The organism is Streptomyces violens (assembly GCF_000717745.1).
GTDB lineage: Bacteria > Actinomycetota > Actinomycetes > Streptomycetales > Streptomycetaceae > Streptomyces > Streptomyces violens.
The window spans coordinates 87,817-113,010 of the sequence record NZ_JOBH01000002.1; the positions used below are offsets into that span (position 1 = coordinate 87,817).

Annotated in this window: 22 protein-coding genes and 1 pseudogene; 11 read left to right on the plus strand and 12 right to left on the minus strand. The window is 71.5% G+C overall.

Translation table 11 applies throughout. The annotated features are described in order from the left end of the window. Positions 1–7: 7 nt before the first annotated feature. Both IF04_RS0103665 and IF04_RS0103670 read right to left on the minus strand, forming a co-directional pair. Entirely contained in the window at positions 8–700 is a 693-nt protein-coding gene (locus IF04_RS0103665; RefSeq protein WP_245654262.1) for a chorismate mutase, read from the minus strand. 100 nt (positions 701–800) lie between these two features. Further along, entirely contained in the window at positions 801–1,499 is a 699-nt protein-coding gene (locus IF04_RS0103670) for an alpha/beta fold hydrolase (protein ID WP_030250746.1), read from the minus strand. A 139-nt stretch (positions 1,500–1,638) separates the two neighbouring features. Here IF04_RS0103670 and paaK point away from each other — a divergent pair, with 139 nt between their 5' ends. After that, on the plus strand, positions 1,639–2,955 hold the full coding sequence (gene paaK / locus IF04_RS0103675) for a phenylacetate--CoA ligase PaaK (protein WP_030250749.1): 1,317 nt from the start codon (positions 1,639–1,641) through the stop codon (positions 2,953–2,955). 103 nt (positions 2,956–3,058) lie between these two features. Here paaK and IF04_RS0103680 read toward each other — a convergent pair whose 3' ends face one another. The 4 genes from IF04_RS0103680 to IF04_RS0103695 form a co-directional block, all read right to left on the minus strand. Beyond that, positions 3,059–3,859, minus strand: a complete 801-nt coding sequence (locus tag IF04_RS0103680) for a VOC family protein (protein WP_030250753.1) — start codon at positions 3,857–3,859, stop codon at positions 3,059–3,061. 172 nt (positions 3,860–4,031) lie between these two features. Beyond that, positions 4,032–5,567: a fatty acyl-CoA synthetase gene (locus tag IF04_RS0103685; RefSeq protein WP_030250757.1), complete on the minus strand. Its 1,536-nt coding sequence runs from the start codon at positions 5,565–5,567 to the stop codon at positions 4,032–4,034. A 165-nt stretch (positions 5,568–5,732) separates the two neighbouring features. Beyond that, positions 5,733–7,283: an acyl-CoA synthetase gene (locus IF04_RS0103690; protein WP_030250760.1), complete on the minus strand. Its 1,551-nt coding sequence runs from the start codon at positions 7,281–7,283 to the stop codon at positions 5,733–5,735. Positions 7,284–7,305: 22 nt separating this feature from the next. After that, positions 7,306–8,409 (minus strand): NAD(P)H-dependent flavin oxidoreductase, encoded by a 1,104-nt coding sequence (locus tag IF04_RS0103695; RefSeq protein ID WP_030250763.1) that lies wholly within the window; start codon positions 8,407–8,409, stop codon positions 7,306–7,308. Between the two features lie 89 nt (positions 8,410–8,498). Here IF04_RS0103695 and IF04_RS0103700 point away from each other — a divergent pair, with 89 nt between their 5' ends. Then, positions 8,499–9,230 (plus strand): HAD family hydrolase, encoded by a 732-nt coding sequence (locus IF04_RS0103700; protein WP_030250767.1) that lies wholly within the window; start codon positions 8,499–8,501, stop codon positions 9,228–9,230. Between the two features lie 14 nt (positions 9,231–9,244). Here IF04_RS0103700 and IF04_RS0103705 read toward each other — a convergent pair whose 3' ends face one another. The 4 genes and pseudogenes from IF04_RS0103705 to IF04_RS0103720 all read right to left on the minus strand — a co-directional run bounded on the left by IF04_RS0103705 (position 9,245) and on the right by IF04_RS0103720 (position 14,653). Continuing rightward, the gene (locus IF04_RS0103705) at positions 9,245–10,810 is read right to left on the minus strand and encodes a phytoene desaturase family protein (RefSeq protein ID WP_030250770.1); all 1,566 of its coding nucleotides are present in this window, start codon (positions 10,808–10,810) and stop codon (positions 9,245–9,247) included. A gap of 105 nt (positions 10,811–10,915) precedes the next feature. Then, the gene (locus IF04_RS0103710; RefSeq protein WP_030250775.1) at positions 10,916–13,105 is read right to left on the minus strand and encodes a serine/threonine-protein kinase; all 2,190 of its coding nucleotides are present in this window, start codon (positions 13,103–13,105) and stop codon (positions 10,916–10,918) included. 28 nt (positions 13,106–13,133) lie between these two features. Then, positions 13,134–13,454 (minus strand): annotated as a pseudogene (locus IF04_RS0103715) (oxygenase MpaB family protein); the annotation flags it as partial. A 20-nt stretch (positions 13,455–13,474) separates the two neighbouring features. After that, positions 13,475–14,653, minus strand: coding sequence for an acyl-CoA dehydrogenase family protein (locus tag IF04_RS0103720; protein WP_030250782.1), 1,179 nt, complete (start codon positions 14,651–14,653; stop codon positions 13,475–13,477). A 155-nt stretch (positions 14,654–14,808) separates the two neighbouring features. Between IF04_RS0103720 and IF04_RS0103725 the strand changes: the two genes are divergently transcribed. Next, a complete protein-coding gene (locus IF04_RS0103725; RefSeq protein ID WP_030250785.1) occupies positions 14,809–15,909 on the plus strand; it encodes a calcium:cation antiporter in 1,101 nt (366 codons plus the stop codon). A 53-nt stretch (positions 15,910–15,962) separates the two neighbouring features. Here the strand turns inward: IF04_RS0103725 and IF04_RS36440 are convergent, their stop codons facing one another. Next, a complete protein-coding gene (locus IF04_RS36440; RefSeq protein WP_051830660.1) occupies positions 15,963–16,316 on the minus strand; it encodes a hypothetical protein in 354 nt (117 codons plus the stop codon). 224 nt (positions 16,317–16,540) lie between these two features. Here IF04_RS36440 and IF04_RS0103735 point away from each other — a divergent pair, with 224 nt between their 5' ends. The 5 genes from IF04_RS0103735 (at position 16,541) to IF04_RS0103760 (ending at position 21,873) form a co-directional block, all read left to right on the plus strand. After that, the gene (locus IF04_RS0103735) at positions 16,541–17,095 is read left to right on the plus strand and encodes an SRPBCC family protein (RefSeq protein ID WP_030250790.1); all 555 of its coding nucleotides are present in this window, start codon (positions 16,541–16,543) and stop codon (positions 17,093–17,095) included. Between the two features lie 198 nt (positions 17,096–17,293). Then, positions 17,294–17,383: a K(+)-transporting ATPase subunit F gene (gene kdpF / locus IF04_RS36900; RefSeq protein ID WP_037958241.1), complete on the plus strand. Its 90-nt coding sequence runs from the start codon at positions 17,294–17,296 to the stop codon at positions 17,381–17,383. A gap of 7 nt (positions 17,384–17,390) precedes the next feature. Next, positions 17,391–19,055: a potassium-transporting ATPase subunit KdpA gene (gene kdpA, locus IF04_RS0103750; protein ID WP_030250792.1), complete on the plus strand. Its 1,665-nt coding sequence runs from the start codon at positions 17,391–17,393 to the stop codon at positions 19,053–19,055. Continuing rightward, complete coding sequence (kdpB, locus tag IF04_RS0103755; protein WP_211259765.1) at positions 19,052–21,202, plus strand: potassium-transporting ATPase subunit KdpB; 2,151 nt, start codon at positions 19,052–19,054, stop codon at positions 21,200–21,202. Before kdpA ends, kdpB begins: the two co-directional genes overlap by 4 nt. A gap of 8 nt (positions 21,203–21,210) precedes the next feature. Then, positions 21,211–21,873 (plus strand): potassium-transporting ATPase subunit C, encoded by a 663-nt coding sequence (locus tag IF04_RS0103760; RefSeq protein ID WP_030250798.1) that lies wholly within the window; start codon positions 21,211–21,213, stop codon positions 21,871–21,873. 35 nt (positions 21,874–21,908) lie between these two features. Here the strand turns inward: IF04_RS0103760 and IF04_RS0103765 are convergent, their stop codons facing one another. Further along, positions 21,909–23,000 (minus strand): trypsin-like serine peptidase, encoded by a 1,092-nt coding sequence (locus tag IF04_RS0103765; RefSeq protein ID WP_030250801.1) that lies wholly within the window; start codon positions 22,998–23,000, stop codon positions 21,909–21,911. Positions 23,001–23,373: 373 nt separating this feature from the next. Between IF04_RS0103765 and IF04_RS35465 the strand changes: the two genes are divergently transcribed. The 3 genes from IF04_RS35465 to IF04_RS0103780 all read left to right on the plus strand — a co-directional run bounded on the left by IF04_RS35465 (position 23,374) and on the right by IF04_RS0103780 (position 25,173). Beyond that, on the plus strand, positions 23,374–23,847 hold the full coding sequence (locus tag IF04_RS35465; protein ID WP_063829432.1) for an SAV_915 family protein: 474 nt from the start codon (positions 23,374–23,376) through the stop codon (positions 23,845–23,847). A gap of 83 nt (positions 23,848–23,930) precedes the next feature. After that, positions 23,931–24,386, plus strand: coding sequence for a DUF6153 family protein (locus IF04_RS0103775; protein ID WP_051830661.1), 456 nt, complete (start codon positions 23,931–23,933; stop codon positions 24,384–24,386). Positions 24,387–24,480: 94 nt separating this feature from the next. Continuing rightward, positions 24,481–25,173, plus strand: coding sequence for a DUF305 domain-containing protein (locus IF04_RS0103780; protein ID WP_030250804.1), 693 nt, complete (start codon positions 24,481–24,483; stop codon positions 25,171–25,173). Positions 25,174–25,194: the final 21 nt, after the last annotated feature.

Here is a 25,194-nt window from a genome sequence, read left to right on the forward strand (position 1 = left end):
CAGGCTCTCAGCCGCAGACGGAGCGCACGGCGCGGGCCAGGGCGACCGTGTGCAGCGGATCCAGGTGTTCGTCCCGTACGACGTGTGCCGAGGCGACAGCTAGGGCGGGGGTACAGGACGGTGACTTGCGAGCGGGCTCGGAGTCGGCGAGGGCGCGTACGAGGCCCTCGTTGATGCGGTTGATCTCCTTGCGGACCTCGTTGAGGTCGGGGCGCGTGGTGGGGGCCTGAGCTGGGTCGGCGGCCCAGCGGCGGTGCAGACCCCGCTGCACGATCTTGTTCGCCTCGATCTGGTCGCGGAAGACGGCCACCGTGCGGTCGGGGTCGGCACCCAGTTCGCGGGCCCGCTGCGCCACCGCGTCGAGCACCTGCTGCTCGCGCGCCGGGTCGTCGATGGGACTGTCGGTGCCCCACTTCGCCGCCGCGACCAGGTCGGCGGTGGCCAGTCGCTCGGCGGACAGCGCGGCGATCGGGCGCAGCACGGCGTGCGGGCCCGGGTGCGCGGCGTCCCGGTGCGGAGGCGCGGCGTCCCGGTCCGTGATCGCTGCGGACGGAGCGGCGTGGGCCGCGGGGGCCGCCGGGGCCGCGACCGCGCCGGGCGCTCCGGTGCACAGGACGGTCGCGGCAGCGGCGGTGACCACCGCGCGGCGGATGAGGACGCGCCGCGGTGCACCACGGCGGACAGGGGCGCTGAGAGGCACGGATTGCCCTTCTCGGTCGGTCTTGCGTGTCACCTTGTTCTTGTCGCCTTGTTCTACTCGATCAACGGCCGTCAGGGCTACCGGGGCAAGGCTCCGCAGCTCACCCCTCCCGCGCCAGGAACCCCCGTACCGCGTCGAGGAATTCGCGCGGCCGCTCCTCGTGGACGAGATGGCCGGCGCCGTCGATCGTGACCAGTTCGGCGTGCGGGATCAGCTCCGCCATACGGGCCAGGTGCTCCTGCGGGATGTGGCTGTCGGCGCCGCCGCCGATCACCAGGGTCGGCGCGGTGATCCGCGGGAGGCCGTCCCACCAGCGCGGGTCCGGCGCGTTCCGCTCCGCCACCACCGCCGTCTTCGCCGCCCAGTCGAACGCCGCCGGGCCGGGCGGGGCTTCCGGTACCTCCTGCGGCGGCTCGGCGGGCAGCGGGGGCGCCGCCTCCTCCAGCACGAGGTGGGCCACCAGTTCGGGTCGCTCGGCGGCCAGCAGCAACGCGGCCACCGCGCCCAGGGAATGACCGATCAGCGTGACCTCGTCGAGCCGCAGCTCGCGGAGAAAGCCGATCGCGTCGTCCCGCCACCGCTCGAAGCCGTACTCGCCGGGCCAGTCGCTCTGGCCGTGTCCCCGCTGGTCCAGCGCGTACACCCGGTGGGTGGTCGCCAGCTGGCCGACCACCCCGCGCCAGTCCTCACCGTCCTCGCCGAGGCAGTGCAGCAGTACGGCCGGGGGCGCGTCCGCCTCGCCCCACGCCCGGTACGCCAGCTCGACCCCGTCCACCTGCACCTTCTGTACGTCCGCCATGGGCCGAAGGTACCCGCGGCGGCACGGTTCGAGACCCTTGACGTGTTCGCCGCCCGCTGATTACTTGATTTCGACACCGGCCACCGAATGATCGGTCGGCGTCCGGGTGACCGGTACGGGACACGGGCGGTGCATGCGGATGGCAGGAACACCGGACAGGCTGAAGGCCGCGACGGCGTACGACGACGCGGAGCGGCTGACGCGTGAGGAGCTGGGGGCGCTCCAGCTCGAGCGGCTGCGGGCCACGCTGCGGCGCGCGTACGACCACGTACCGTTCCACCGCGCGTCGTTCGACAAGGCCGGCGTGCGCCCCGAGGACTGTCGCACCCTCGCCGACCTCGCGCACTTCCCCTTCACCTGCAAGGACGACCTGCGCGCCGGCTACCCCTTCGGGATGTTCGCGGTGCCGGAGTCCGCCGTGCGGCGCATCCACGCGTCCAGCGGGACGACGGGCCGCCCCACCGTCGTCGGGTACACCGAGCACGACCTGTCCGTCTGGGCCGATGTGGTGGCCCGGTCGCTGCGTGCCGCCGGCGCACGCCCCGGCCACAAGGTGCATGTGGCGTACGGATACGGGCTGTTCACCGGCGGGCTCGGCGCGCACTACGGTGCCGAGCGGTTGGGCTGCACGGTCATCCCGGCGTCCGGCGGCATGACGGCCCGCCAGGTGCAGCTCATTCAGGACTTCCGGCCCGAGATCATCATGGTGACGCCGTCCTACATGCTCACCCTCCTGGACGAGTTCGAGCGGCAGGGCATCGATCCGCGGACGACCTCCCTCCAGGTGGGCCTCTTCGGTGCCGAGCCGTGGACCGAGGAGATGCGCCGCGAGATCGAAGAGCGGATGGACATCCATGCGGTCGACATATACGGCCTGTCCGAGGTGATGGGGCCGGGCGTTGCGCAGGAGTGCGTGGAGACCAAGGACGGGCTGCACGTCTGGGAGGACCACTTCTTCCCCGAGGTCGTCGACCCGGTCACCGGCGCGGTGCTCCCGGAAGGTGAGGAAGGCGAGCTGGTGTTCACCTCCCTCACCAAGGAGGCCATGCCGGTCGTCCGCTACCGGACGCGCGACCTCACCCGGCTGCTGCCGGGCACCGCGCGCCCCGCCTTCCGCCGGATGGCCAAGGTCACCGGGCGCTGCGACGACATGATCATCCTGCGCGGGGTGAACCTCTTCCCCGCCCAGATCGAGGAGATCGTGCTGCGTACTCCGGGGATCGCGCCGCACTTCCAGTTGCGGCTGACCCGTGAGGCCCGGCTGGACGAGCTGACCGTACGCGCCGAGGCCCGCCCCGACGCGACCCCCGAGCAGCGCACGGCCGCGGTGGACCGGATCGCCCGCGCCATGAAGGACGGCATCGGGGTCACCGTGGCGGTCGAGATCGTCGCCCCGGAGACGCTGGAGCGCTCGGTCGGCAAGATCAAGCGCATCGTCGACCTCCGGGACGCGTGACCCGAGCCTCTGGGGGCTTCCCCCCCCCCGCCCCCTCCCACCCCTCCCCCTCGCCGCACCCCACCCCTGTCCCCATCCTCCGCCCCCCGTCTCCGTCAGCTCGTCAGCTCGTAGGCGGTTCTCCCTTGATGATGGCGAACGTGGCGCCGTACGGGTCGCGGAACATCGCCAGGCGGCCGACTCCCTCCGCGTCCACCGGCGGGATGAGGGCGACCGCGCCGCGCTCGGTCGCCGCCGCGGCCGTCGCGTCGCAGTCGTCCACGCCGAAGTACGGGTGCCACTCGGACGTGGAGCCGCGGTCGAGGTTCTCCTGGGGCAGCTGCATGATGCCGCCCTGGCCGAACGCGGGCGAGGCCTCGGAGCCGGCCGGTACGACGATGGTGTACGCGCCCGCCTCGCCCATCGGCAGGTCCTGGTACTGCCAGGAGAAGACCTTGCGGTAGAAGTCCTTCACCGTGGGGCTGTCGGTGGTGTACAGCTCCGTCCAGCACAGGGCGTTGGACTCCATCACGGCCTCCAGCCCCTTGATGTCGCCGGGCTGCCAGACCGCGAACTGGGCGCCGGCCGGGTCGGTGAACGCGGCCAGCCGCCCGGCCGTGAAGACGTCCATCGGCTCGGCGCGGACCGTGCCGCCGGCGTCCGTCACCGCCTTGGCCGTGCCGTCCGCGTCCGGCGTGTGGAAGTACACCGTCCAGGAGGAGGCGGCGCCCTCCTCGACCAGCGGGCCGATCGCGGCGACGGTCCTGCCGTCCAGCCGGAAGAAGCCGTAGCCGCCGGCGTCCGGACCGGCGGACTCGAAGGTCCAGCCGAACACCTCGCTGTAGAAGGCGACGGCCGCGTCCACGTCGGGGACGCCGAGGTCGAGCCAGTTCGGCGCGCCCGGTTCGTACTGGGTCGAAAGCATGAGCAGATCCTTCGGTGTGAGGCGAAGCGTGTGAACTGCTGTCGTGACGGTGTGCGCCCGCCGGCCGGGTACGGACCGCACCGCCCATTTTTCTGAGCGGTTCTCAGCATGGCAGGCACCACTGACAATCGCCCCGCAGCGACACGTCACCGCAGGTCAGGCGGCCTGCCGCTCACCGCCGTCGGCCGAACCGCTCCCGCAGCTCCCGCTTGAGGATCTTGCCGCTGGCGTTGCGCGGCAGCTCGGGGACGAAGACGACCCGCTTGGGTGCCTTGAAGGCGGGCAGCCGGGTGCGGGCGGCGTCGATCAGTTCCTGCTCGCCGAGGTCGCCCGCGTCCTCCGTCCGTACGACCACCGCCGTCACCGCCTCGATCCACCGGTCGTCCGGCAGTCCGATCACCGCGACCTCGGCGACCTTCGGGTGCTCGTACAGCACGTCCTCGACCTGCCGGGAAGCGACCAGCACGCCGCCGGAGTTGATGACGTCCTTCACCCGGTCGACGACCGTGAGGTACCCCTCGGAGTCGCGTACGGCGAGGTCGCCGGAGCGGAACCAGCCGTCCCTGAAGGCAGCGGCGGTCTCCTCCGGCTTCTCCCAGTAGCCCTCGCACAGCTGCGGCGAGCGGTAGACGACCTCGCCCGCCGTGCCGTCGGGCACGTCCCGGCCCTCCTCGTCGACCACCCGCGCCTCCACGAAGAGCACGGGCCGCCCGCAGGAGTCCATCCGCCCCGCGTGCTCGCCCGGTCCCAGCACGGTCGCCAGCGGGCCGATCTCGCTCTGCCCGAAGCAGTTGTAGAAGGCGAGCCCGGGGAGGCGGCCGCGGAGCCGTTCCAGTACCGGCACAGGCATGATCGACGCGCCGTAGTACGCCTTGCGCAGCCCGGTGAGGTCACGCGCGGTGAAGTCGGGGTGGTGGGACAGGCCGATCCATACCGTGGGCGGCGCGAAGAGGCTGTCCGCACGCCCTGCGCCCACCAGTTCGAAGATCGTCTCGGCCACGGGTGCGTCCAGGATGGTGTTCTGCGCGCCCACGGCCAGGTAGGGCAGCAGGAAGACGTGCATCTGGGCGGAGTGGTAGAGCGGGAGGGAGTGCAGCGGCCGGTCGGTTTCGGCCAGGTCCAGTGCGGTGATGGCGCTGACGTACTCGTGGACGAGCGCGCGGTGGGTCATCATCGCGCCCTTGGGGAGCGCGGTGGTGCCGGAGGTGTAGAGCAGCTGGACGAGAGTTTCGGCGTCGACGTCCGTGAGCGGCGGGAGGGCGGCGAGGCCCGCGGGGTCCTTGCGCAGCCGTGCCAGCCGGGCGAGCAGCGCGTCCTCGGCGTCGCGGAGGGGCAGGGCCCGTACGCCGTCCGGGAGTTCGTGGGCGATGGCCGGGTCGGTGAGGACCAGAGAGCTGCCGGATTGGTCGACGATGTACTGGAGGTCGTCGCCGGTGAGGTGGTGGTTGATGGGGACGTGGACGAGGCCGGCGCGGGCGCAGGCGAGGAATCCGATCAGGTAGGCGTCGGAGTTGTGCCCGTATGATCCGACCCGGTCGCCGGGGTGCAGTCCTTCCCCGAGGAGCAGCCGGGCCGCGGCGGTGACCGCCTCGTCCAGTTGCCGGTAGGTCCAGGACCGCTCGGCGTACCGCACCGCCGTGCGCTCCGGCACCCGCCGCGCGCTCCGCCGCAGCATTCCGTCGACCGTACTGCTCCGCACTCCTGCCATGGCGCGATCCTGTGCCCAGCCTCCGCCCGGGTCAAGGGAGACGGCACCGGGACGCGCCGGCCCCCGGAACCCCAGCCGCCGCGCTGCACCTCAGAAACGCCCGCCGCACCGCTCCTCAGAGCGCCCATCGGCGCCGTACCTCAAAGCGCGCCTCCGCGCCGTACCTCAGAGCGCGCGTTCCCGGCCCTCCCAGTACAGCGCGCGCAGTCGCCTCTTGTAGAGCTTGCCGTTCGGGTCGCGGGGCATGGTGGGGATGAAGTCGACGCTCTTGGGGCGCTTGTAGCCGGCCAGCCGGGTGGCGCAGTGGGCCAGGATGTCGGCGGCCAGCGCTTCGTCCGGCACGTGGCCGTCCGCCGGCTCGACGACGGCCTTGACCTCCTCGCCCCAGTCGTCGTGCGGGATGCCGAAGGCGGCGGCGTCGGCGACGGCGGGGTGGCCGAGCAGCGCGGCCTCGATCTCGGCGGGGTAGATGTTGACGCCGCCGGAGATGATCATGTCGATCTTGCGGTCGCGGAGGAAGAGGTAGCCGTCCTCGTCGAGGTAGCCGAGGTCGCCGACGGTGAAGAAGTCGCCGATACGGTTCTGCTCGGTCTTGCCGTCGTCCTTGTGGTAGCGGAAGCCGCCGGTGGCCATCTTCATGTAGACGGTGCCCAGCTCGCCGGCCGGGAGGCAGCGGCCGTCGTCGTCGAAGACGGCCAGTTCGCTGATGGGCCAGGGCCTGCCGACCGTGCCGGGCTTCTTGAGCCAGTCCTCGGCGGTGGCGAACGCGCCGCCGCCCTCGCTGGCCGCGTAGTACTCCTCCACGCACCGTCCCCACCAGTCGATCATGGCGCGTTTGACGTGGTCGGGGCAGGGCGCGGCGCCGTGGATGGCGTGCCGCATCGAGGAGACGTCGTACCGCTTCCTGGTCTCCTCCGGGAGGGCGAGCAGCCGGTGGAACTGGGTGGGGACCATGTGGGTGTGCGTGCACCTGTAGGTGTCGATGAGGCGCAGCATCTCTTCGGGTGTCCAGCGGTCCATCAGGACGAGCCGGTGGCCGATGTGCAGGGCGGCGGCGGAGAACTGCAGGACGGCGGTGTGGTACAGCGGTGAGCACACCAGATGCACGTTGTCGTCGAACGGCTTGATGCCGAAGATCCCGAGGAAGCCGCCGAGGTGAGTCTCTTCGGGGCGCTTGCCGGGCAGCGGGCGGCGGATGCCGCGCGGGCGTCCGGTGGTGCCCGAGGTGTAGTTCATGACCCAGCCGAGCGTGCGGCCCTCAGGAGCCGTCTCCGGCTGTCCGGCGAGGAGTTCCGGGTACGGGCGGAAGCCGTCGGCCGTACCGACCGCGTAGCGGCGCTCAGCGGGCACTCCGGCCTCGTCCGCGGCGGCGCGCGCCGCGGCGGCGAACCGCTCGTGGGCGATCAGCACCTTCGCCCCGGAGTCGGCCACGATCCAGGCGATCTCCGGGCCGACAAGGTGGTGGTTGACCGGGACGAGGTAGAAGCCCGCCTGGGTGGCGGCGAGGTGGGCGGTGAAGAACTCCACGCCGTTGGGCAGCACGGCGGCGAACGCGTCGCCCCGTTCGAGGCCCGCGGCGCGCAGCCCGTGGACGAGCCGGTTGCAGGCGGCGAGCAGCCGGCCCGCGGTCCACTCCTCGCCGTCCGGCGCGATCAGGACCGTACGGTCCGGGTCCGCGGCGGCCTGGGCCCAGAAGCCGTTGGGGGGTTGCGACATGGCCGAGCTCCCTTCGGGCGGATCAGGCGCGACCCGCGATCCGGTTGATGCGGTCGATGGCGCGTTCGAAGCCGCGGGTGAGGTCGTCGAAGACGGCCTGCACGCTGCGGGTGCTGTTCATTTGTCCGACGATCTGGCCGACGGGGGTGCCGAGCAGCGGCTCGGTCTCGTACTTCTGGATGCGCGAGAGCGCGTCGGCGACCAGCAGGCCCTGCAGGGGCATGGGCAGCGGCCCTGGACCCGCCGGGTCGTCCCAGGCGTCGGTCCACTCCGTACGGAGCTGGCGCGCGGGCTTGCCCGTGAGGGCGCGCGAGCGGACGGTGTCACCGGGGCCGGCCGCGAGCAGCTTCCGGGTGAGCCGCGGCGAGTGCAGCTCGGCCTCCTCGGTGGTCAGCCAGACCGAGCCGAGCCAGACGCCCTGCGCCCCGAGGGCGAGGCCGGCGGCGATCTGCTCGCCGGTGCCGATGCCGCCCGCGGCCAGTACGGGGAGCGGGTCGACGGCGCGCACGACTTCGGGGGTCAGCACCATCGTGGCGATCTCGCCGGTGTGCCCGCCCGCCTCGTACCCCTGGGCGACGATGATGTCGATGCCGGCTTCCTGGTGGTGCCGGGCGTGCCTTGGGCTGCCGGCCAGCGCGGCGACCAGGATGCCGTGCTCGTGGGCTCGTTGAACGATGTCGCCGGGCGGCGATCCCAGTGCGTTGGCCAGCAGTTTGATCGGGTAGTCGAAGGCGACGTCCAGCTGGGAGCGGGCGACCTGCTCCATCCAGCCGGTGATCCGCCACCCGGGCGCCGCGCCTTCGGGAAGCGGCGGCACCCCGTGTTTGTCGAGTGTCCGCTCGACGAAGGCACGATGCTCCTCCGGGATCATCGCCTCGATGTCCGCCTCGGTGACACCCTCGACCTTCTTGGCGGGCATCACGACGTCCAGGCCGTACGGCAGGCCATCGGTGTGCTCCTGCATCCAGTCCAGATCGCGCGCGAGGTCGTCGGCGGCCGCGTACCGTACCGCGCCGAGCACGCCGAACCCGCCGGCCCGGGAGATCGCCGCGGCCACGGCGGGGAACGGCGTGAACCCGAAGACGGCGTGCTCGACACCCAGTGTGCTGCTCAACTCCGTCTGCATGCGCGCAGGATGCCGCAGCGCGCCGCACGAGGGAAGAGATTTTCTGACGCCACGTCAGTTTTATCGAGGGCCATAGGAAGATCCCTGCCATGAGACCTCTCCCCGTCTGCGGCCCCGAGGGCCCGCTGCGCGCCCCGGACAGCCCGCTGCGCCCGCCCCCTGTACGCGCCGTGCTCTTCGACTTCTCCGGCACGCTCTTCCAGATCGCGTCGTACGCCGACCGCATACGTGCCGCGATCGGCTCCCCCGTGAGCGAGGCGGCGATGGACGCCCTCCTGGCGGGCCTGGAAGCCGGTCTGGCGGAGCCCGCGGTCGTCGCGGCGCAGCGGGGCCGCGACGTCTCCGCGGCGGCCCACAGGCACGCGTTCACGACGTGGTACGCGTCCGTGCCGGGCCTCGTGCCGGTCGCGGAGGCGCTGTACGAGCAGTTGCGCTCGCCGGAGCACTGGCGCCCGTACGCGGACGCCGCGGAGACGCTGGAGGCCCTCGCTGGGCGCGGTATCGCGCTCGGTGTGGTCAGTGACGTCGGCTGGGACCTGCGCCCGACGTTCGCGCATCACGGGCTCGACCGGTACTTCTCCGCGTGGGTGCACTCCTTCGAGCACGACACGGAGAAGCCCGATCCGGCGCTGTTCGGGTACGCCTGCCGACAGCTGGGTGTCGCGTCCGCCGAGACCCTGATGGTGGGCGACCACCCGGCCAAGGACGGCGGCGCGGCGGGCAGCGGTCTGCGGTCCTACGTGCTGCCGGCCGGCGCCGCCCCGGGGGCGGTGCGCGGGCTGGACGCGGTGCTGCGCCTCGTATGCGCAGCCGGTCCCTAGAGAGCAGCAGGCCCTCAGCCCTCCAGTACCGCCATCGCCGCGTTGTGCCCCGGGATGCCGCTGACGCCGCCGCCCCTGAGGGCGCCCGCGCCGCACAGCAGGACATTCGGGTGCGCGGTGGCGACGCCCCAGCGGGCGGCGGGGGTGTCCTCCCCAGCGTCCTCCGTGGCGTCCTCCGCGTACGGGAAGGACAGATCGCCGTGGAAGATGTTGCCGCCCGGGAGGCGCAGGTCGCGTTCCAGGTCCAGTGGGGACTTCGCCTCGATGCAGGGGCGGCTGTCGGCGTCATGGGCCAGGCAGTCGGCCAATGGCTCGGCGAGGTGCGCGTCGAGCTGTTCGACGGTGGCCTGCAAGAGGCGTTCCCGGGCCGCGTCGTTGTCGGCCGCGAAGAGCCGCGCCGGGGTGTGCAGCCCGAACAGGGTGAGGGTCTGGTAGCCCTGGCGCACCAGGTCGGGGGCGAGGATGGAGGGATCGGTCAGCGAGTGGCAGTAGATCTCGCTGGGCGGTGCGGTGGGCAGTTGGCCGGCCGCGGCCTGCTGGTAGGCGGTCTCCAACTGCTCGTAGCCCTCGGCGATGTGGAAAGTGCCGGAGAACGCCTCGCGCGGGTCGACGGTCTCGTCCCGCAGCCGGGGCAGCCGCGTCAGCAACATGTTGACCTTGAGCTGGGCGCCTTCGGGGGGCTCGGGCGGCTGCTCTCCGAGGAGGGCGGCCAGCGTCTGGGGGGCGGCGTTCACCAGGACGTGGCGGGCGGCGAACGTGCCCTGTGCACACGTCACTTCGGCCGCCTTGCCGTCGGTGGCCAGGCCGGTCACCTCGTGCCCGGTGGCGATCTCCGCGCCCGCCTGCCGGGCGGCACGGGCCAGCGCGTCGGTGAGCGCGCCCATGCCGCCGATGGGCACGTCCCAGTCGCCGGTGCCGCCGCCGATGACGTGGTACAGGAAGCAGCGGTTCTGCCGCAGGGACGGATCGTGTGCGGAGGCGAACGTGCCGATCAGTCCGTCGGTGAGGACGACGCCGCGTACGAGGTCGTCGGCGAAGTTCTTCTCGATCGTCTCGCCGACCGGCTGCTCGAACAGCGCCTGCCAGGCGTCCTCGTCGTCGATCCGGGCGCGCAGCTCGGCGCGGGTGGGGAGCGGTTCGGTGAGGGTGGGGAAGACGCGCTCCGCGAGCCGGGCGGTGGTCCCGTAAAAGCGTTCCCACGCCTCGTACTCGCGGTCGGAGCCGGTCAGTGCTTCGAACGCGGCACGGGTGCGGGCCGGTCCGCCGCCCACGAGGAGGCCGCCGGGGTGGCCGTCGCGGTCGGTGGGCGTGTAGGAGGAGACGGTGCGTTTACGGACGGCGAAGCGCAGCCCAAGGTCCTGCACGATCTTCGGGGGCAGCAGGCTGACGAGGTAGGAGTAGCGGGAGAGCCGGGCGTCGATTCCGGCGAAGGCCCTGGTGGAAACGGCGGCGCCACCCGTGTGGTCCAGCCGTTCGAGTACGAGCACGCTGCGCCCGGCGCGGGCGAGATAGGCGGCGGCGACGAGCCCGTTGTGCCCGCCGCCGACAATGATCACGTCATAGGACGTCCGTTCCGGCATGTCTCTTGGTAGCACGGAGCGATCAGTACCGGCCAGAGGTGGGTACTCCTCCGGTCGACAACGAACAGGAACGGTCACTTCCAGTCCTGTTCGATCAGCACCTCCTCAGTGCCCCTGCGTCCCTCGCTGCTGCCGCAGTGCCGCCACCCGGCGGTACAGCCCGACCGCCTCGGCGGCGCGGCCGAGCTGCTCCAGGCAGTGCGCCTCATCGGTGCGGCTGGCCAGCGCGTCGGGGTGGTCGGGCCCGAACACCCGCTCGCGGGCCTCGGCGACCTGCCGGTAGACCGACAGCGCCTCGGCCCAGCGGGTCAGCCAGCCCAGCCCCACCGCGACCTCGCGGCGGCTGACGAGCGTGTCCGGGTGGTCGGCACCGAGCACCTTCTCGCGCAGCGCGCACACCTCACGGGCCTCGGCCAGCGCCTCCTCCCAACGGCCGAGCCGCCCGAGGTTGACGCCGAGGCCGTGCCGGGCGCGCAGCGTCTCCGGGTCCTCCGCCCCCTGCGCCTCCGTACGGGCCGCCACCAGGTCCCGGTAGAGCGCCAGGGCCTCCGCGCTGCGGCCGAGCCGGCCGAGGCTTATCCCCACCTCGTACGTCGCGGCGAGCGTGTCGGGGTGGTCGGGGCCGAGCGCCTGTGCGCGCGCCGCGGCCACGTCCTGGTAGGTGCGCAGCGCTTCGGGCCAGCGGCCCAGGCGGCCGAGCGTGTAGGCCACCTCGCAGCGCGTCACAAGGGTGTCGGGGTGGCGTTCGCCGAGCACCCGGGCGCGCGCCGCCGCGACCTCCCGCGCCATCTCGTACGAGTCCTCCAGGCGGCCGAGGCGGCTGAGGTTGAAGGCGAGGTTGTGGCGGCAGCGCAGGGTGTCGGGGTGGTCGGCGCCCATGGAGCGGTCACGGTCCGCCAGTACCGCCGTGTAGACCTGGTGCGCCTCGAAGTGGCGGCCCAGCCGGCCGAGTACGTACGCGGTCTCCTGGCGCGCCGCGAGCGTGTCGGCGTGCTCGGGGCCGAGCGTCCGCTCGCGGCCCGCCGCGACCGCCTCGTACTCGCGCAGCGCGTCGGCGAAGCGGCCCGAGCGCGAGAGGGTGAAGGCCACTTCGAAGCGGCTGGCGAGGGTGTCGCGGTGGTCGGGGCCGAGCAGGTGGTCCCGTTCGGCGGCGACCGCGCGGTGCACCTCGCCCGCCTCCTCCCAGCGCCCGAGCCGGCCCAGGCTCAGCCCGGCGTTGTGCCGGCCGGCGAGCGCGGCGAGCGTCGCGGGCGAAGGGGTGGGGCGTTCCCGGGCGGGCGGAGCGCCCTCCTCGGGGCGGCACGGCTCGAAGCCCGCGGTCCAGGCGCCGGTGAGCTCGCCGACGGCGCCTCGGGACGGTGTGCCGGGCGTGCGGGCCCGCCGCGCGCCGGCGCCGACCCGCATACCGGCGGCCCAGGAGGGCAGCCCCGCGCCGGCCGACTGCGGGGTGCGGGCGGTGGCGATGCGCTTGCCCAGCTCGGCGGCGTCGCGCGGGCGGTCGTCGGGGTCCTTGGCGAGCAGGTCGAGGACGATGCGCTCGTACGGCTCGGGGAGGTCGGGGCGGCGCTTGCGGAGCGGTTCGGGCGCGGTGTCGCGGTGGCCGACGAGCACGGCCCAGGCGTCGTCGAATTCGAACGGCGGGACGCCCGTGGCCAGTTCGTACAGCACGCAGCCCAGCGAGTACAGGTCGCTGCGGTGGTCGATGGTGCCGCCCGCGATCTGCTCGGGTGACATGTAGTGCGGGGTACCCATGGCGATGCCGGTACCGGTGAGGCGAGCGGTGAAACCGATGTCGTGGCCGAGCCGGGCGATGCCGAAGTCGCAGATCTTCACCGTGCCGTCCGCTATCCGGACGATGTTCGCGGGCTTCAGGTCCCGGTGCACGACCGCTTGCTCGTGCGTATACGCGAGCGCCGCTGACACCTGGTCGGCGATGTCGACGAAGTCCGGTACGGGCAGCGGGTCCTTTCGGTTGTCCTCCAGAAGCTGGCTGAGATTGCGCCCGTCCAGCAGCTCCATGACGATGTACAGAATGTCGTCGTCCTCGCCGAAGTCGTGCACGACGGTGATGCCGCGGTGCTGCAGCCCCGCGGCCACCCGCGCCTCGCGCCGGAACCGCTCGCGCAGCACCCGCATGAACGACGGGTCCTGCTGCTGCCCCAGCGGCTTGAGGCACTTCACCGCGACCTGACGGCCCAGGGACTCGTCCCGGGCCCGCCACACCTCGCCCATGCCTCCGCGGCCGATCAGATCGATCAGCCGGTAACGGCCGTGGATCAGCCTGCTCTCCCCCATCGCCTGCTGCCGCCCCCCGTCGCCGTCGTCACTCCTGTGGCTCCCCCTGAGCACCGTGAGCCCTCAGTATGGCGGCCGGGCGGCACAGCTTGTAGGCCGACGGGCGGGTGCCGGGTCCGAGTCCGGCCACCGCGCGCAGGAGGTGTTTCGGCGGCAGCTGCCGGCGCCCGGTCGGCGGGACCGCCCGCGGTACGCGTCCCGCGGCGCGCAGCCGCCGGTCGACGGCCGCAGGGGACGGCACCGGCCTGCCGTACAGCTCGTGCGCGTACGGAGGGGGCGCCTCGTACGCCAGTGAGGCCACCCGCCGCCACAGCAGCGCGCGTACGGGGACCGGCGGGAGGGTCGGCCGGGGGCCGGCCCCACCGGAGATCATCTGCGCACGCGGGGCATCCCCAGGCCGATCCAGGAGATGATCTCCCGCTGGATCTCGTTGTTCCCGCCGCCGAAGGTGAAGATGACGGCCGAGCGGTAGCCGCGCTCCAGCTCGCCGTGGAGCACCGCGCCCGCCGAGCCCTCCTTCAGCGGCCCGGCGGCGCCGACCACCTCCAGCAGCCAGGCGTAGGCGTCCCGGCGCGCCTCCGAGCCGTACACCTTGACGGCGGAGGCGTCCTGCGGGGTGAGGGCGGCGCGCTGGAGCGCGTCGACCATCCGCCAGTTCAGGAGCTTCAGGGCGTCCAGTTTCGTGTGCGTGCGGGCCAGCCGGGTGCGGACCCAGCCCAGGTCGATGACGCGCCGGCCGTCGGCGAGCTTGGTCTCCACGGCCCAGCGCTGGACGTCGTGCAGCGCGCGGATGGCCATCGTGCCGTGCGCGGCGAGGGTGACGCGCTCGTGGTTGAGCTGGTTGGTGATGATGCGCCAGCCCTCGTTCTCCGCGCCGACCCGGCGGCTCACGGGGACGCGGACGTTCTCGTAGTAGCTCGCGGTGGTGTCGTGGCCGGCGAGGGTGTTGATGAGGGTGCAGGAGTAGCCAGGGTCACTGGTGGGGACGAGGAGCATGCTGATGCCCTTGTGGGCCGGTGCTTCGGGGTCGGTACGGACGGCCAGCCACACCCAGTCGGCGGTGTCCCCGTTGGTGGTCCAGATCTTCTGCCCGTTGACGACGTAGGAGTCCCCATCCCGCACCGCACGGGTTTTCAGGGCCGCCAGATCGGTGCCCGCGTCGGGTTCGCTGTACCCGATCGCGAAGTCGATCTCGCCGGAGAGGATCTTCGGCAGGAAGTGCGCCTTCTGCTCGTTGCTGCCGTACTTCATGATCGTCGGGCCGACGGTGTTCAGCGCCATCAGGGGCAGCGGCACGCCTGCCTGGGCCGCCTCGTCGAAGAAGACGAACTGCTCCATCGGCGTGAGGCCGCGGCCGCCGTACTCCTTCGGCCAGCCGACGCCGAGCCAGCCGTCGGCGCCGAGGCGGCGGACCGTCTCGCGGTAGAACCGCTTCCGTTCGGCGGGTGCCGCGTACCGCGCGTACGCGTTGTCCGGCACCAGTTGGGCGAAGTAGGTCCGCAGCTCGGCGCGCAGCCGCTGCTGTTCGGGCGTGTATTCGAGGTGCACGGCCCCTCCCTGTACCGGTCTGACGGCCCGTCGCTGCCGTGGGCTGACGGTCCGTAGGGTCGCCCGCACGGTAGAACGTGTTCCAGTAATACGGAAGGGGCGGACGCGCACCTCTTGCGCGCGCAGCCCGCCGGGCGATCTGAGAAGGTCGAGCCATGCTGCGTACCGTCCGGGCGGTCGCCGGTCACTGGACCGCCGCCCTTCCCGTGCTCGCCGTCGTCCTGCTCGCGCTCGCCTGGGGCCGTTCGCTGCCCGGCCCGGTCGTGGCCCTAGTGGCGTGCTTCCTCGCCGGCGCGGTGCTCGCGGCGGTGCACCACGCCGAGGTGGTGGCCCACCGGGTGGGCGAGCCGTTCGGGTCGCTCGTGCTCGCCGTCGCGGTGACCATCATCGAGGTCGCGCTCATCCTCACCCTGATGACCGACGGCGGGGACAAGTCCGCCTCGCTCGCCCGGGACACCGTCTTCGCCGCCGTGATGATCACCTGCAACGGCATCGTCGGGCTGTGTCTGCTGGTGGGGGCGTTGCGGCGGCGGGTCGCGGTGTTCAATCCGGAGGGTACGGGCGCGGCGTTCGCGACCGTGGCCACGCTGGCGGGCCTCAGCCTCGTCCTGCCGACCTTCACCACGAGCAAGCCGGGGCCGGAGTTCGCACCCGCACAGCTGATCTTCGCCGCGCTCGCGGCCGTGGTGCTCTACGGGCTCTTCGTCGCCACCCAGACCGTGCGGCACCGGGACTACTTCCTCCCGGTGTCCTCGTCCGGCAAGGTGATCGACGAGGACGACCACGCCGATCCGCCCACCCGGCGGACGGCCCTGACCAGCCTGGGCCTGCTGGCCCTGGCGCTGGTCGGCGTGGTCGGGCTGGCCAAGGCGGTGTCGCCGACGATCGAGGCCGGGGTGGCCGCGGCGGGGCTGCCGTCCTCCGTGGTCGGCGTGGTGATCGCGCTGCTGGTCCTGCTGCCGGAGACCATCGCGGCGGTACGGGCGGCCACCCGCGACCGCGTGCAGACGAGCCTGAACCTCGGGCTCGGATCGGCCATGGCGAGCATCGGTCTGACCATTCCCGCGGTCGCGGCGGCGTCCATCTGGCTGAGCGGCCCGCTCGTCCTCGGCCTCGGTGCGACGCACATGGTGCTGCTCGCCCTCACCGTGGTCGTCGGCACCCTGACGGTCATCCCGGGGCGCGCCACGCCCCTTCAGGGCGGCGTCCACCTGGCGCTGCTGGCGGCGTATCTGGTGCTGGCGGTCAGCCCCTAGCTGTCCTGCAGCCTCCAGCCGTCCTCGTCGCGCGTCCAGCCGTCCTGCAGCCGCTAGCCGTTCTCGTCGCGCGTCCGGCCGGAGTGGCGCCGCAGGTGGAAATGGGGGCCGTGCGGGATGTGCGGGGTGTGCTCATGGCGCTCGGGGCGGGACTGCGGCGCGGTCTCCGCCTGGAGGGCCCGCTCGGCCAGCCCGACCGGCACCGCGTGCACCCGCCGGCTCTCGCAGTGCGGGCAGACCGGTGAGGTCAGCGGGGAGCGCACCCTGCGCCCTTCGATGCGGTACTCCTGTGAGCGCTGGCCCGCGACGTCGGTGACGATCGCGATCTCGTAGCTCTGCTTCCAGGCGTGTCCGCATCCGGTGCAGCTGAATGCGTACGTCTGCCGCATGTCACCCGGTTCGGCCATGGCTCGCTCCCTTGTGGCCGGCGCGCCGCGCCCGGCGCAGCCGCTCCCAGGCAGCCATCATCACGCGCCCGGAGGCGTCCCGCAACGCTCGCGGCAAGCCCGCGGTGCCCGCATCGCGGCAGTCCGCCGAAGGCCACCGCCGGGGCCACCCCGCCGCTGCCGCCCGTCCCGGCGGTCAGTACCTTCTCCTCGACCGAGGGGACCGAGGGAGACAGGGGCACACGATGCGTTACGCCGACGGCCCGGTGGCCGAGTGCGAGATACGGATCGCGGCGGCCGCGCCGCGGGTCTGGGAGCTGGTCGGCGACATCGGCCTGCCCGTCCGGCTGAGCCCTGAACTGCACCGCGTGGAATGGCTCGACGGCGCCACCGCGCCCGCGCCGGACGCACGCTTCACCGGGCACAACCGCCACCCGAAGATCGGCGAGTGGCAGACCGTCTCGCAGATCATGACGGTCGCCGCCGAGCGCGAGCTCGGCTGGGCCGTCCTGGACACCGGCGGCCGGTTCGGCGCACCGGTGGAGGACCCCGCACAAGCCCTCGCGACCTGGCGTTTCGTCCTGGAGCCCGCCCCCGGGCACGTCCTCGTACGGCACTCCGTGCGCATCGGCCCCGGCGCCTCCGGGCTCAGCGTCATCATCGCCCGCATGCCCGACCGGGAGGAGCAGCTGATCGAGGCCCGCCTCGCCGAGCTGCGTACGGGCATGGAGGCGACCCTGAAGGGCATCAAGGCGCTCGCGGAGGGTGACAGCCCCGGAGAGCCTGCGTACACCCGTTAGAAAGCCATCAAGCGCGGGGCCGCCCCCGTAAGGGAGCCGTCAACGGCGAGGGCAAGGGCTCGGAACGGCGGTTTGCTCTGACTGTCAGTTCACCCCTCCACTCGTTCAGGAGCTCTCGATGGCCGACGTGGCCTTCGTCGTCACCACGCTCGCGGTCTTCGCGCTGGTGGCCCTCGTCGCCAAGGGGGTCACGAAGCTGTGACCACCGAAAACATCGTCGGCCTCGTCGTGGCCGCCGCCCTGCTGGGCTATCTCGTCCTCGCCCTCATCGACCCCGAGAGGTTCTGAGCGCGACATGAGCCCCGTACTTGCCGGCGTGCTCCAGCTGCTGGCACTGATGGCCGCGCTGGCGCTCGCGTACCGCCCGCTCGGTGACTACATGGCCCGGGTCTACTCCTCGCCGCGCCACCTGCGAGTGGAGAAGTGGATCTACAAGGGCATCGGCGCCCACCCGGACACGGGGATGCGCTGGCCCGCGTACCTGCGCGGGGTGCTGGTCTTCTCCGCGGCCGGCGTGCTCTTCCTGTACCTGCTGCAGCGGCTCCAGGGCTCCCTGCCCGGCTCGCTCGGCTTCGCCTCGATCGACCCGGACCAGGCGTTCAACACCGCCGCCTCCTTCGTCTCCAACACCAACTGGCAGTCGTACGCGGGCGAACAGGCCATGGGCCACGTCGTGCAGACCGGCGGCCTGGCGGTACAGAACTTCGTCTCGGCGGCGGTCGGCATGGCCGTCGCGGTCGCTCTCGTACGCGGCTTCGCCAGGTCTCGTACCGGCGAACTGGGCAACTTCTGGGCCGACTTGGTACGCGGCACCGTCCGCATCCTGCTGCCGATATCCGTCATCGGCGCGATCATCCTGGTCGCCTGCGGCGCGATCCAGAACTTCGCCGGCATTCACGAGGTCGGCCAGTTCCTGGGCGGTCAGCAGCAGTGGCAGGGCGGCGCCTATGCCTCGCAGGAGGTCATCAAGGAGCTGGGCACCAACGGTGGCGGTCTCGCCAACGCCAACAGCGCCCACCCCTTCGAGAACCCCAACGGCTTCACCAACCTCTTCGAGGTCTTCCTGATCCTGCTCATCCCCTTCGCGATGACCCGGACCTTCGGCCGGATGGTCGGCTCGCTCAAGCAGGGCTATGCGCTGCTCGGCACGATGGCCGTGATCTGGGTGGGCTTCACCGCCCTGATGATGTGGACCGAGTTCCACCACGGCGGGCCCGCGCTGCAGGCCGCGGGCGGCGCGATGGAGGGCAAGGAGACCCGCTTCGGCATCGGCGGCTCCTCGATCTTCGCCGTCGCCACCACCCTCACCTCGACCGGCGCGGTCGATGCCTTCCACTCCTCCCTCACCGGCTTCGGCGGCGGTCTCACGCTGCTGGGCATGCAGTTGGGCGAGATCGCGCCCGGCGGCGTGGGCTCCGGGCTGTACGGGATGCTGATCATGGCGATCATCGCGGTGTTCCTCGCCGGGCTGATGGTCGGGCGGACGCCCGAGTACCTGGGCAAGAAGATCGGCACGCGGCAGATCAAGCTCGCCGCCTGCTACATCCTCATCACCCCGGCGCTGGTGCTGTGTTTCACCGCCGCCGCGATGGCCCTGCCCACACCGCCGCACTCGATGGCCAACTCCGGTGCGCACGGCTTCTCGGAGATCCTGTACGCCTACACCTCCGGCGCCAACAACAACGGTTCGGCCTTCGCCGGGCTCAACGCCGACACCCCGTGGTTCAACACCACCATCGGGCTGGCCATGCTGCTCGGCCGCTTCCTGCCGATGATCTTCGTCCTCGCGCTGGCCGGCTCTCTCGCCGAGCAGGCGCCTACGCCGGTCACCGCGGGCACCCTCCGTACGGAGAAACCGCTGTTCACCGGCCTGCTGGTCGGCTCGATCCTGATCATCACCGGCCTGACCTACTTCCCCGCCCTCGCGCTGGGCCCGCTCGCCGAAGGACTGGCGTCATGACCATCGACACCACGAAGCAAAAAGCCGACACCGTGAAGCAAGAACACGTGCTGCCCACCGCTCCGCCCACCCGCGCCCCGCACCAGGACCTGCCGACCGGACACGAGAGTCAAGGGCGCGTCGGCGCCGGCCTGTTCGCTCCCGGGCAGTTGGTGAAGTCGCTGCCGGACGCGGTACGCAAGCTCGACCCGCGCGTCATGGTGAAGTCACCCGTGATGTTCGTGGTCCTGGTCGGCTCGGCGCTGACCACCGCGTTCTCCTTCACGGACCCGGGTGACTGGTTCGGCTGGACGATCAGTGCCTGGCTCTGGCTGACCGTCCTCTTCGCGAACCTGGCGGAGGCCGTGGCCGAGGGCCGCGGCAAGGCCCAGGCGGACACCCTGCGCAAGGCCAAGACCGACACCGTGGCCCGCCGCCTCGCCGGTGACACGGAGGAGCACGCTCCCGGTACCGCACTGCGCGTCGGCGACCGGGTGGTGTGCGAGGCGGGCGACGTCATCCCCGGTGACGGCGACGTCGTCGAGGGCGTGGCGTCGGTCGACGAGTCCGCGATCACGGGCGAATCGGCGCCGGTCATCCGGGAGTCCGGCGGCGACCGTTCCGCGGTCACCGGCGGTACCAAGGTGCTGTCCGACCGCATCGTCATCAGGATCACGGCCAAGCCCGGCGAGACGTTCATCGACCGGATGATCAACCTGGTCGAGGGCGCGGCCCGGCAGAAGACACCCAACGAGATCGCGCTGAACATCCTGCTCGCGTCCCTCACGATCGTCTTCCTGCTCGCCGTGACCACCCTGCCGCCGTTCGCGTCGTACGCGGGCAGGCATCTGACCCTGGTCGTCCTGGTGGCCCTGCTGGTCTGCCTCATCCCGACCACGATCGGCGCGCTGCTCTCCGCGATCGGCATCGCCGGCATGGACCGCCTCGTCCAGCGCAACGTCCTGGCGATGTCCGGACGTGCCGTCGAGGCCGCGGGCGACGTCTCCACCCTCCTGCTGGACAAGACCGGCACGATCACCCTCGGCAACCGGCAGGCCGCCGAGTTCGTCCCCGTACGCGGCACCACCGCCTCCGATGTCGCGAGCGCCGCCCAACTCTCCTCGCTGGCCGACGAGACCCCCGAAGGCCGCTCCGTCGTCGTGCTGGCCAAGGAGAAGTACGGGCTGCGCGAGCGCACTCAGGGGGAGCTCGCGCACGCGGAGTGGATCGCCTTCACCGCGCAGACCCGGATGTCGGGCGTCGACGTCGACGGGCGCAGCATCCGTAAGGGCGCGGCCGGTTCGGTCCTCGCCTGGGTCAGGGAAGAGGGTGGCACGGTCCCCGAGGACGCCGGCGAGATCGTCAACGCCATCTCGCAACAAGGCGGCACGCCCCTGCTGGTCGCCGTCGAGGACGCCGACGGGGCACGGGTGCTGGGCGTCATCCACCTCAAGGACGTGGTGAAGGAGGGGATGCGGGAGCGGTTCGAGGAGCTGCGCCGGATGGGCATCAAGACCGTCATGATCACGGGTGACAACCCGCTGACCGCCAAGGCCATCGCGGACGAGGCGGGCGTGGACGACTTCCTCGCCGAGGCCACGCCCGAGGACAAGATGGCGCTCATCAAGCGGGAGCAGGCCGGCGGCAAGCTGGTCGCGATGACGGGCGACGGCACGAACGACGCTCCGGCGCTGGCCCAGGCGGACGTGGGCGTGGCCATGAACACCGGCACCTCCGCCGCCAAGGAGGCCGGCAACATGGTCGACCTCGACTCCAACCCCACCAAGCTGATCGAGATCGTCGAGATCGGCAAGCAACTGCTCATCACCCGGGGCGCGTTGACGACCTTCTCGATCGCCAATGACGTCGCCAAGTACTTCGCGATCATCCCGGCGCTGTTCGCCGCGGTCTATCCGGGCCTGGACAAGCTCAACATCATGCGGCTGTCCTCTCCCGACTCCGCGATCCTCGCCGCGGTCATCTTCAACGCGCTGATCATCATCGCGCTGGTACCGCTGGCCCTGAAAGGCGTCCAGTACCGGCCGACCAGCGCGGACAAGATGCTCCGCCGCAACCTCGGGCTCTACGGGCTCGGCGGCCTCGTCGCCCCCTTCCTCGGCATCAAACTCATCGACCTGCTTCTCTCCCTCATCCCCGGAATCGGCTGATCACGGTCATGAACAACTCGGTCCTCCACACCGCCCGGCTCGTCGGCGCGGGCCTGCGCGCCCTGCTGCTCCTGACCGTCGTGTGCGGCGTGCTCTACCCGCTCGCGGTCACCGGCATCGCCCAGAGCCTCTTCCCCCACCAGGCCAACGGCTCGGAGATCGAGGCCGACGGCAAGGTGGTCGGCTCCGAACTGATCGGACAGCGCTACGACTTGCCGCTGAAGGGCGAGCAGACCCCGCGGCCGGACCTGAAGTGGTTCCAGCCCCGCCCCGCCAACGGCCTCGGCACCAACACCGTCAACACCCAGTACAGGCTCCTCGTCTCCGGCGCGACCAACCGCTCCGCCGACAGCCCGGAGCTGCTGACCTGGGTCGAGGACGCCAAGGCCGCCGTCATCAAGGACAACAGCGTGCCCGGTTACCGGGTACGGCCCTCCCAGGTACCCGCCGACGCGGTCACCTCCTCCGGCTCCGGCCTGGACCCGGACATCTCCCCGCAGTACGCCCGCCTCCAGATCCACCGCGTCGCGGAGCGCAACCACCTCCCCGTCGCGCAGGTGGCCGAGCTGGTGAAGAAGCACACCGAGGGCCGCGTCGCGGGCTTCATGGGTGAACCGCGGGTCAACGTCCTCCAACTGAACGTGGGGCTACGGGCCCTGACGGAGGGCTGAGGACAGCACTTCAACTCACCGAACCCGAAAGGGTGTTACTCGACTGCCTGGTACACGGCGACGGCCGGTGCGCCGTGTTCGGAGGAGTACAGGTGGTTGTCCGTGTAGTTGCCGTCCGAGTCCACGTTGCGGTGGCTGTTGGTGCCGACGATCTGCGGCGCGCTGACCAGGTTCTTGACCATCGGACCGCCGGACGCGCCGCCGCCCATGTCGCAGTCCATCCGGAGCCGATCGTCCAGCGGATTCCACTCGGAGGCATCCACGGTGTCGCCGGCGCAGTACATCTGGTCCTCGCCGCTGAAGTCGCTGTCCGGCCGGTTGTAGCCGCGGCCGGGGTAGCCGAGGGAGAAGACCAGGTCGTTCTCCGGGGAGTTGGAGCGGAACTCGTACCCGTAGGCGCCGACCTCGTCCTGAAGGTAACCGCGCTGCTCGTCCTTCTTGACGACCATCGCGCCCATGTCCGCGTAGCGGTAGTCGGGTTCGTCGATCCACTGCTGGGGGACGACGGAGTAGTCCTTGACCCACACGCCGTACGGGGCGTCACCGCCCTTGGAACCCGGCAGGAAGATGCTGTTCTTGGTCCAGCCGCCGCTCTCCTTGTCGTAGAGGCAGTGCGCGGCGGTCCACAGCGTGGAGCGGTTCTCGTGCGTGATGACGGACGCCGTGCACTGTGCGGGCTTCCCGTTGGCCTGCTGGAACAGGAGGAGTCCGGTCTGCCGCCACGGCCACCGGTGCGGGAACGGCGTGCGCAGCGACCGGGACAGCTCGGGGTCGGCGGCCGGCCGCGCGTTGCGGTCCGCGCTCCCGGTGGCGCCCTTCGGGGGCGTCGGGCCGGCGGACATCGACACGTCGGGCAGGTCGGCGCGGCCGGTCGGGGTGCTCCGCTCCGGGGTTCTCTGCTTCGGGGTTCTCTGCTGCTGCGCGGAGGGCGCGTGGGCGGTGCCCGCGTCGGCGGGGTTGGCCATGGCCTCGGCTCTGCGCTCGGGGGTCCAGTAGGCGCGTACCGTACTGGACTTCGCGGTGTCACGGTCGACCTGTACTCCGGGAAGGCGGCTGCCCTCGCCGGCACCGGGCCCGGCGGCCTGTGCGGTGCTGCCGAGGGCGCCCAGTAAGGCTGAGGCGGCCATGGCAGCGACGGTGATCCTGATGCTTCCGGCTGGTCTCATGCCGCGAGGAGATCACGCGCGCGCTCTTGTCATGAACCGGACAATACGGCAGGGCTGATTCCGCCCGAATTCTGGCCGACTGCCGGGGGTTGACAGTGCCGGGCCATGGACGGGCTGCCGCTCTCCCACCGTACGCGAACGTGCCCGAGGCCGCTCAGAAGAGGCCACAAGCTCTCCCCTTGGGTTCACGCATCGCAGCCGTTCGTCGACGTCCCGTCACCGAACGCCGGATTTCCGTCAGCAACACGTCAGGACGCGTACGTTTTTCCGCTCCAGCGGGCACATGGTTTCTGGCGCGCCCCGGAGGACCCCTGCTCCTCAAGGAGGAAATGCCATGACAGACGTCGTCTCACCGGCCGAAGAGCCGGAAACGCGTGGCCGGGGCCGGGCGGGAGCACTGTACGTACCCGTCCGGCCCGGGCCTGCCGGATATGCGGCCCGCCTGTTCCGTACGCCGCTCGGCGAACGTACCGCCGTCGGCTTCACCACCCTGCCCCAGCTGGTCAGCACGCTCGGCCCCGGCCAGGCGTGGATCAAGCTCTCCGAGCCGGCCCTACGGGCCCTGACCACCCCGCTGGGCATCACCCGTCTCCTGCTGAACCCCTCGCTCGCGGCCTCCACCGCGGCACCGAGCGCGCTCGCCGCGGCCCCGCGGCTCCCCCTCGCCATCCGGCGCGGCGGTATCCGGAGGCGCTCGGAAGTGACCACGACCCTGCCGAAGCGCTCGGACATGGCCACGGCACTGCATGCGATCGCCATCCGTCAATCTCTCGTGAAGACCGGCATCGTCGGCGCGAAGACCCCGTAGGGACGGCGCCCCGCCGATCGAGAGCGAGGCATATGCGGCTGCCGGGCAGTGAACGGGCTTCGGTAAGGTCGGTCACGGAGGTTATGACTGTGACTGCGCGGCGGCGGACCCGGGCAGCGGGTGCCTGGGCGCACCTGCTGCTGGTCGTGGTGCTCGCGCTCGGCATCTTCGTCATGCACACGCTGGGCCATCCCGAGGGCTCCTCGCACGACGCGCACGCGCGCGACGACATGGTCTCGGTATCGGAACCGGCATCGATGCCGGAATCGGTACACGTCCAGGCCGTCGCGCACGCAGCGCCCTCCTCCCATGACGACGGCACGAAGCCGTCGTCGCACAAGCCGGGTACGGGGATGGACATGACCTCCCTGTGCGTGGCGATCCTCGGCGCGGGCGTCCTCATCGGGCTGCTCCGGGCCGCGCTCGGCAGCCGGGCCGACTGGCTGGTGCGACTCCGCGCCGGCCTCGTCGCCGCCCTCCGCCCGAACGCCCCGCCGCCCCGACCCGACCTCGCCCAACTGTCGATCCTGCGGATATAGGCCGAACCGCCACCGCGGGCGCGCTTCTCGCTGCCCGCGCACCGTTCGGTACAGAGTCACACCACTCCGCAGAACAGACACACGAGGTTTTCGCATGACCACCATCAAGCGCAGTGTGCGCCGCCGTGCCCAGCTCCGCCGTATCGCCCTGGTGACCACAGCCGTCACCGCCGGGCTGGTACTCACCGCCTGCGGCAGCGGCAGCGACACGGGCAACTCGCAGCACCACGACGGCAAGGCATCGGCAACGGCCACCCCGAACAAGGGTGAGAACCCCGCCCCCGGGCAGTTCAACGACGCGGACGTGATGTTCGCGCAGATGATGATCCCCCACCACCAGCAGGCCATGGAGATGTCCGAGCTGGTCGACGGGCGCGCCGAGGACGCGGAGATCAAGGAACTGGCCGCGGAGATCGCGAAGGCCCAGGGCCCGGAGATCGAGAAGATGCGCTCCTGGCTCAAGGCGTGGGGCAAGCCCGAGTCCCCCAGCAGCATGCCCGGCATGGACCACGGCTCCGGCGGCATGGAGCACGGCTCCGGCGGGACGCATGAGATGTCCGGGATGATGACCGCCAAGGACATGAAGGAGCTGAAGGCCGCCAAGGGCACGGACTTCGACAAGAAGTTCGCGGAGATGATGATCGGCCACCACGACGGTGCGATCGACATGGCCAAGGACGAGCAGCAGAACGGCAAGAACGCCACGGCCAAGAAGCTCGCGGCGGACGTGGTCAAGGGCCAGTCCACCGAGGTCGAGCAGCTGAAGAAGATCCTCGACCGGCTCTGAGTCGCCCGGCGCCCGGTGGCC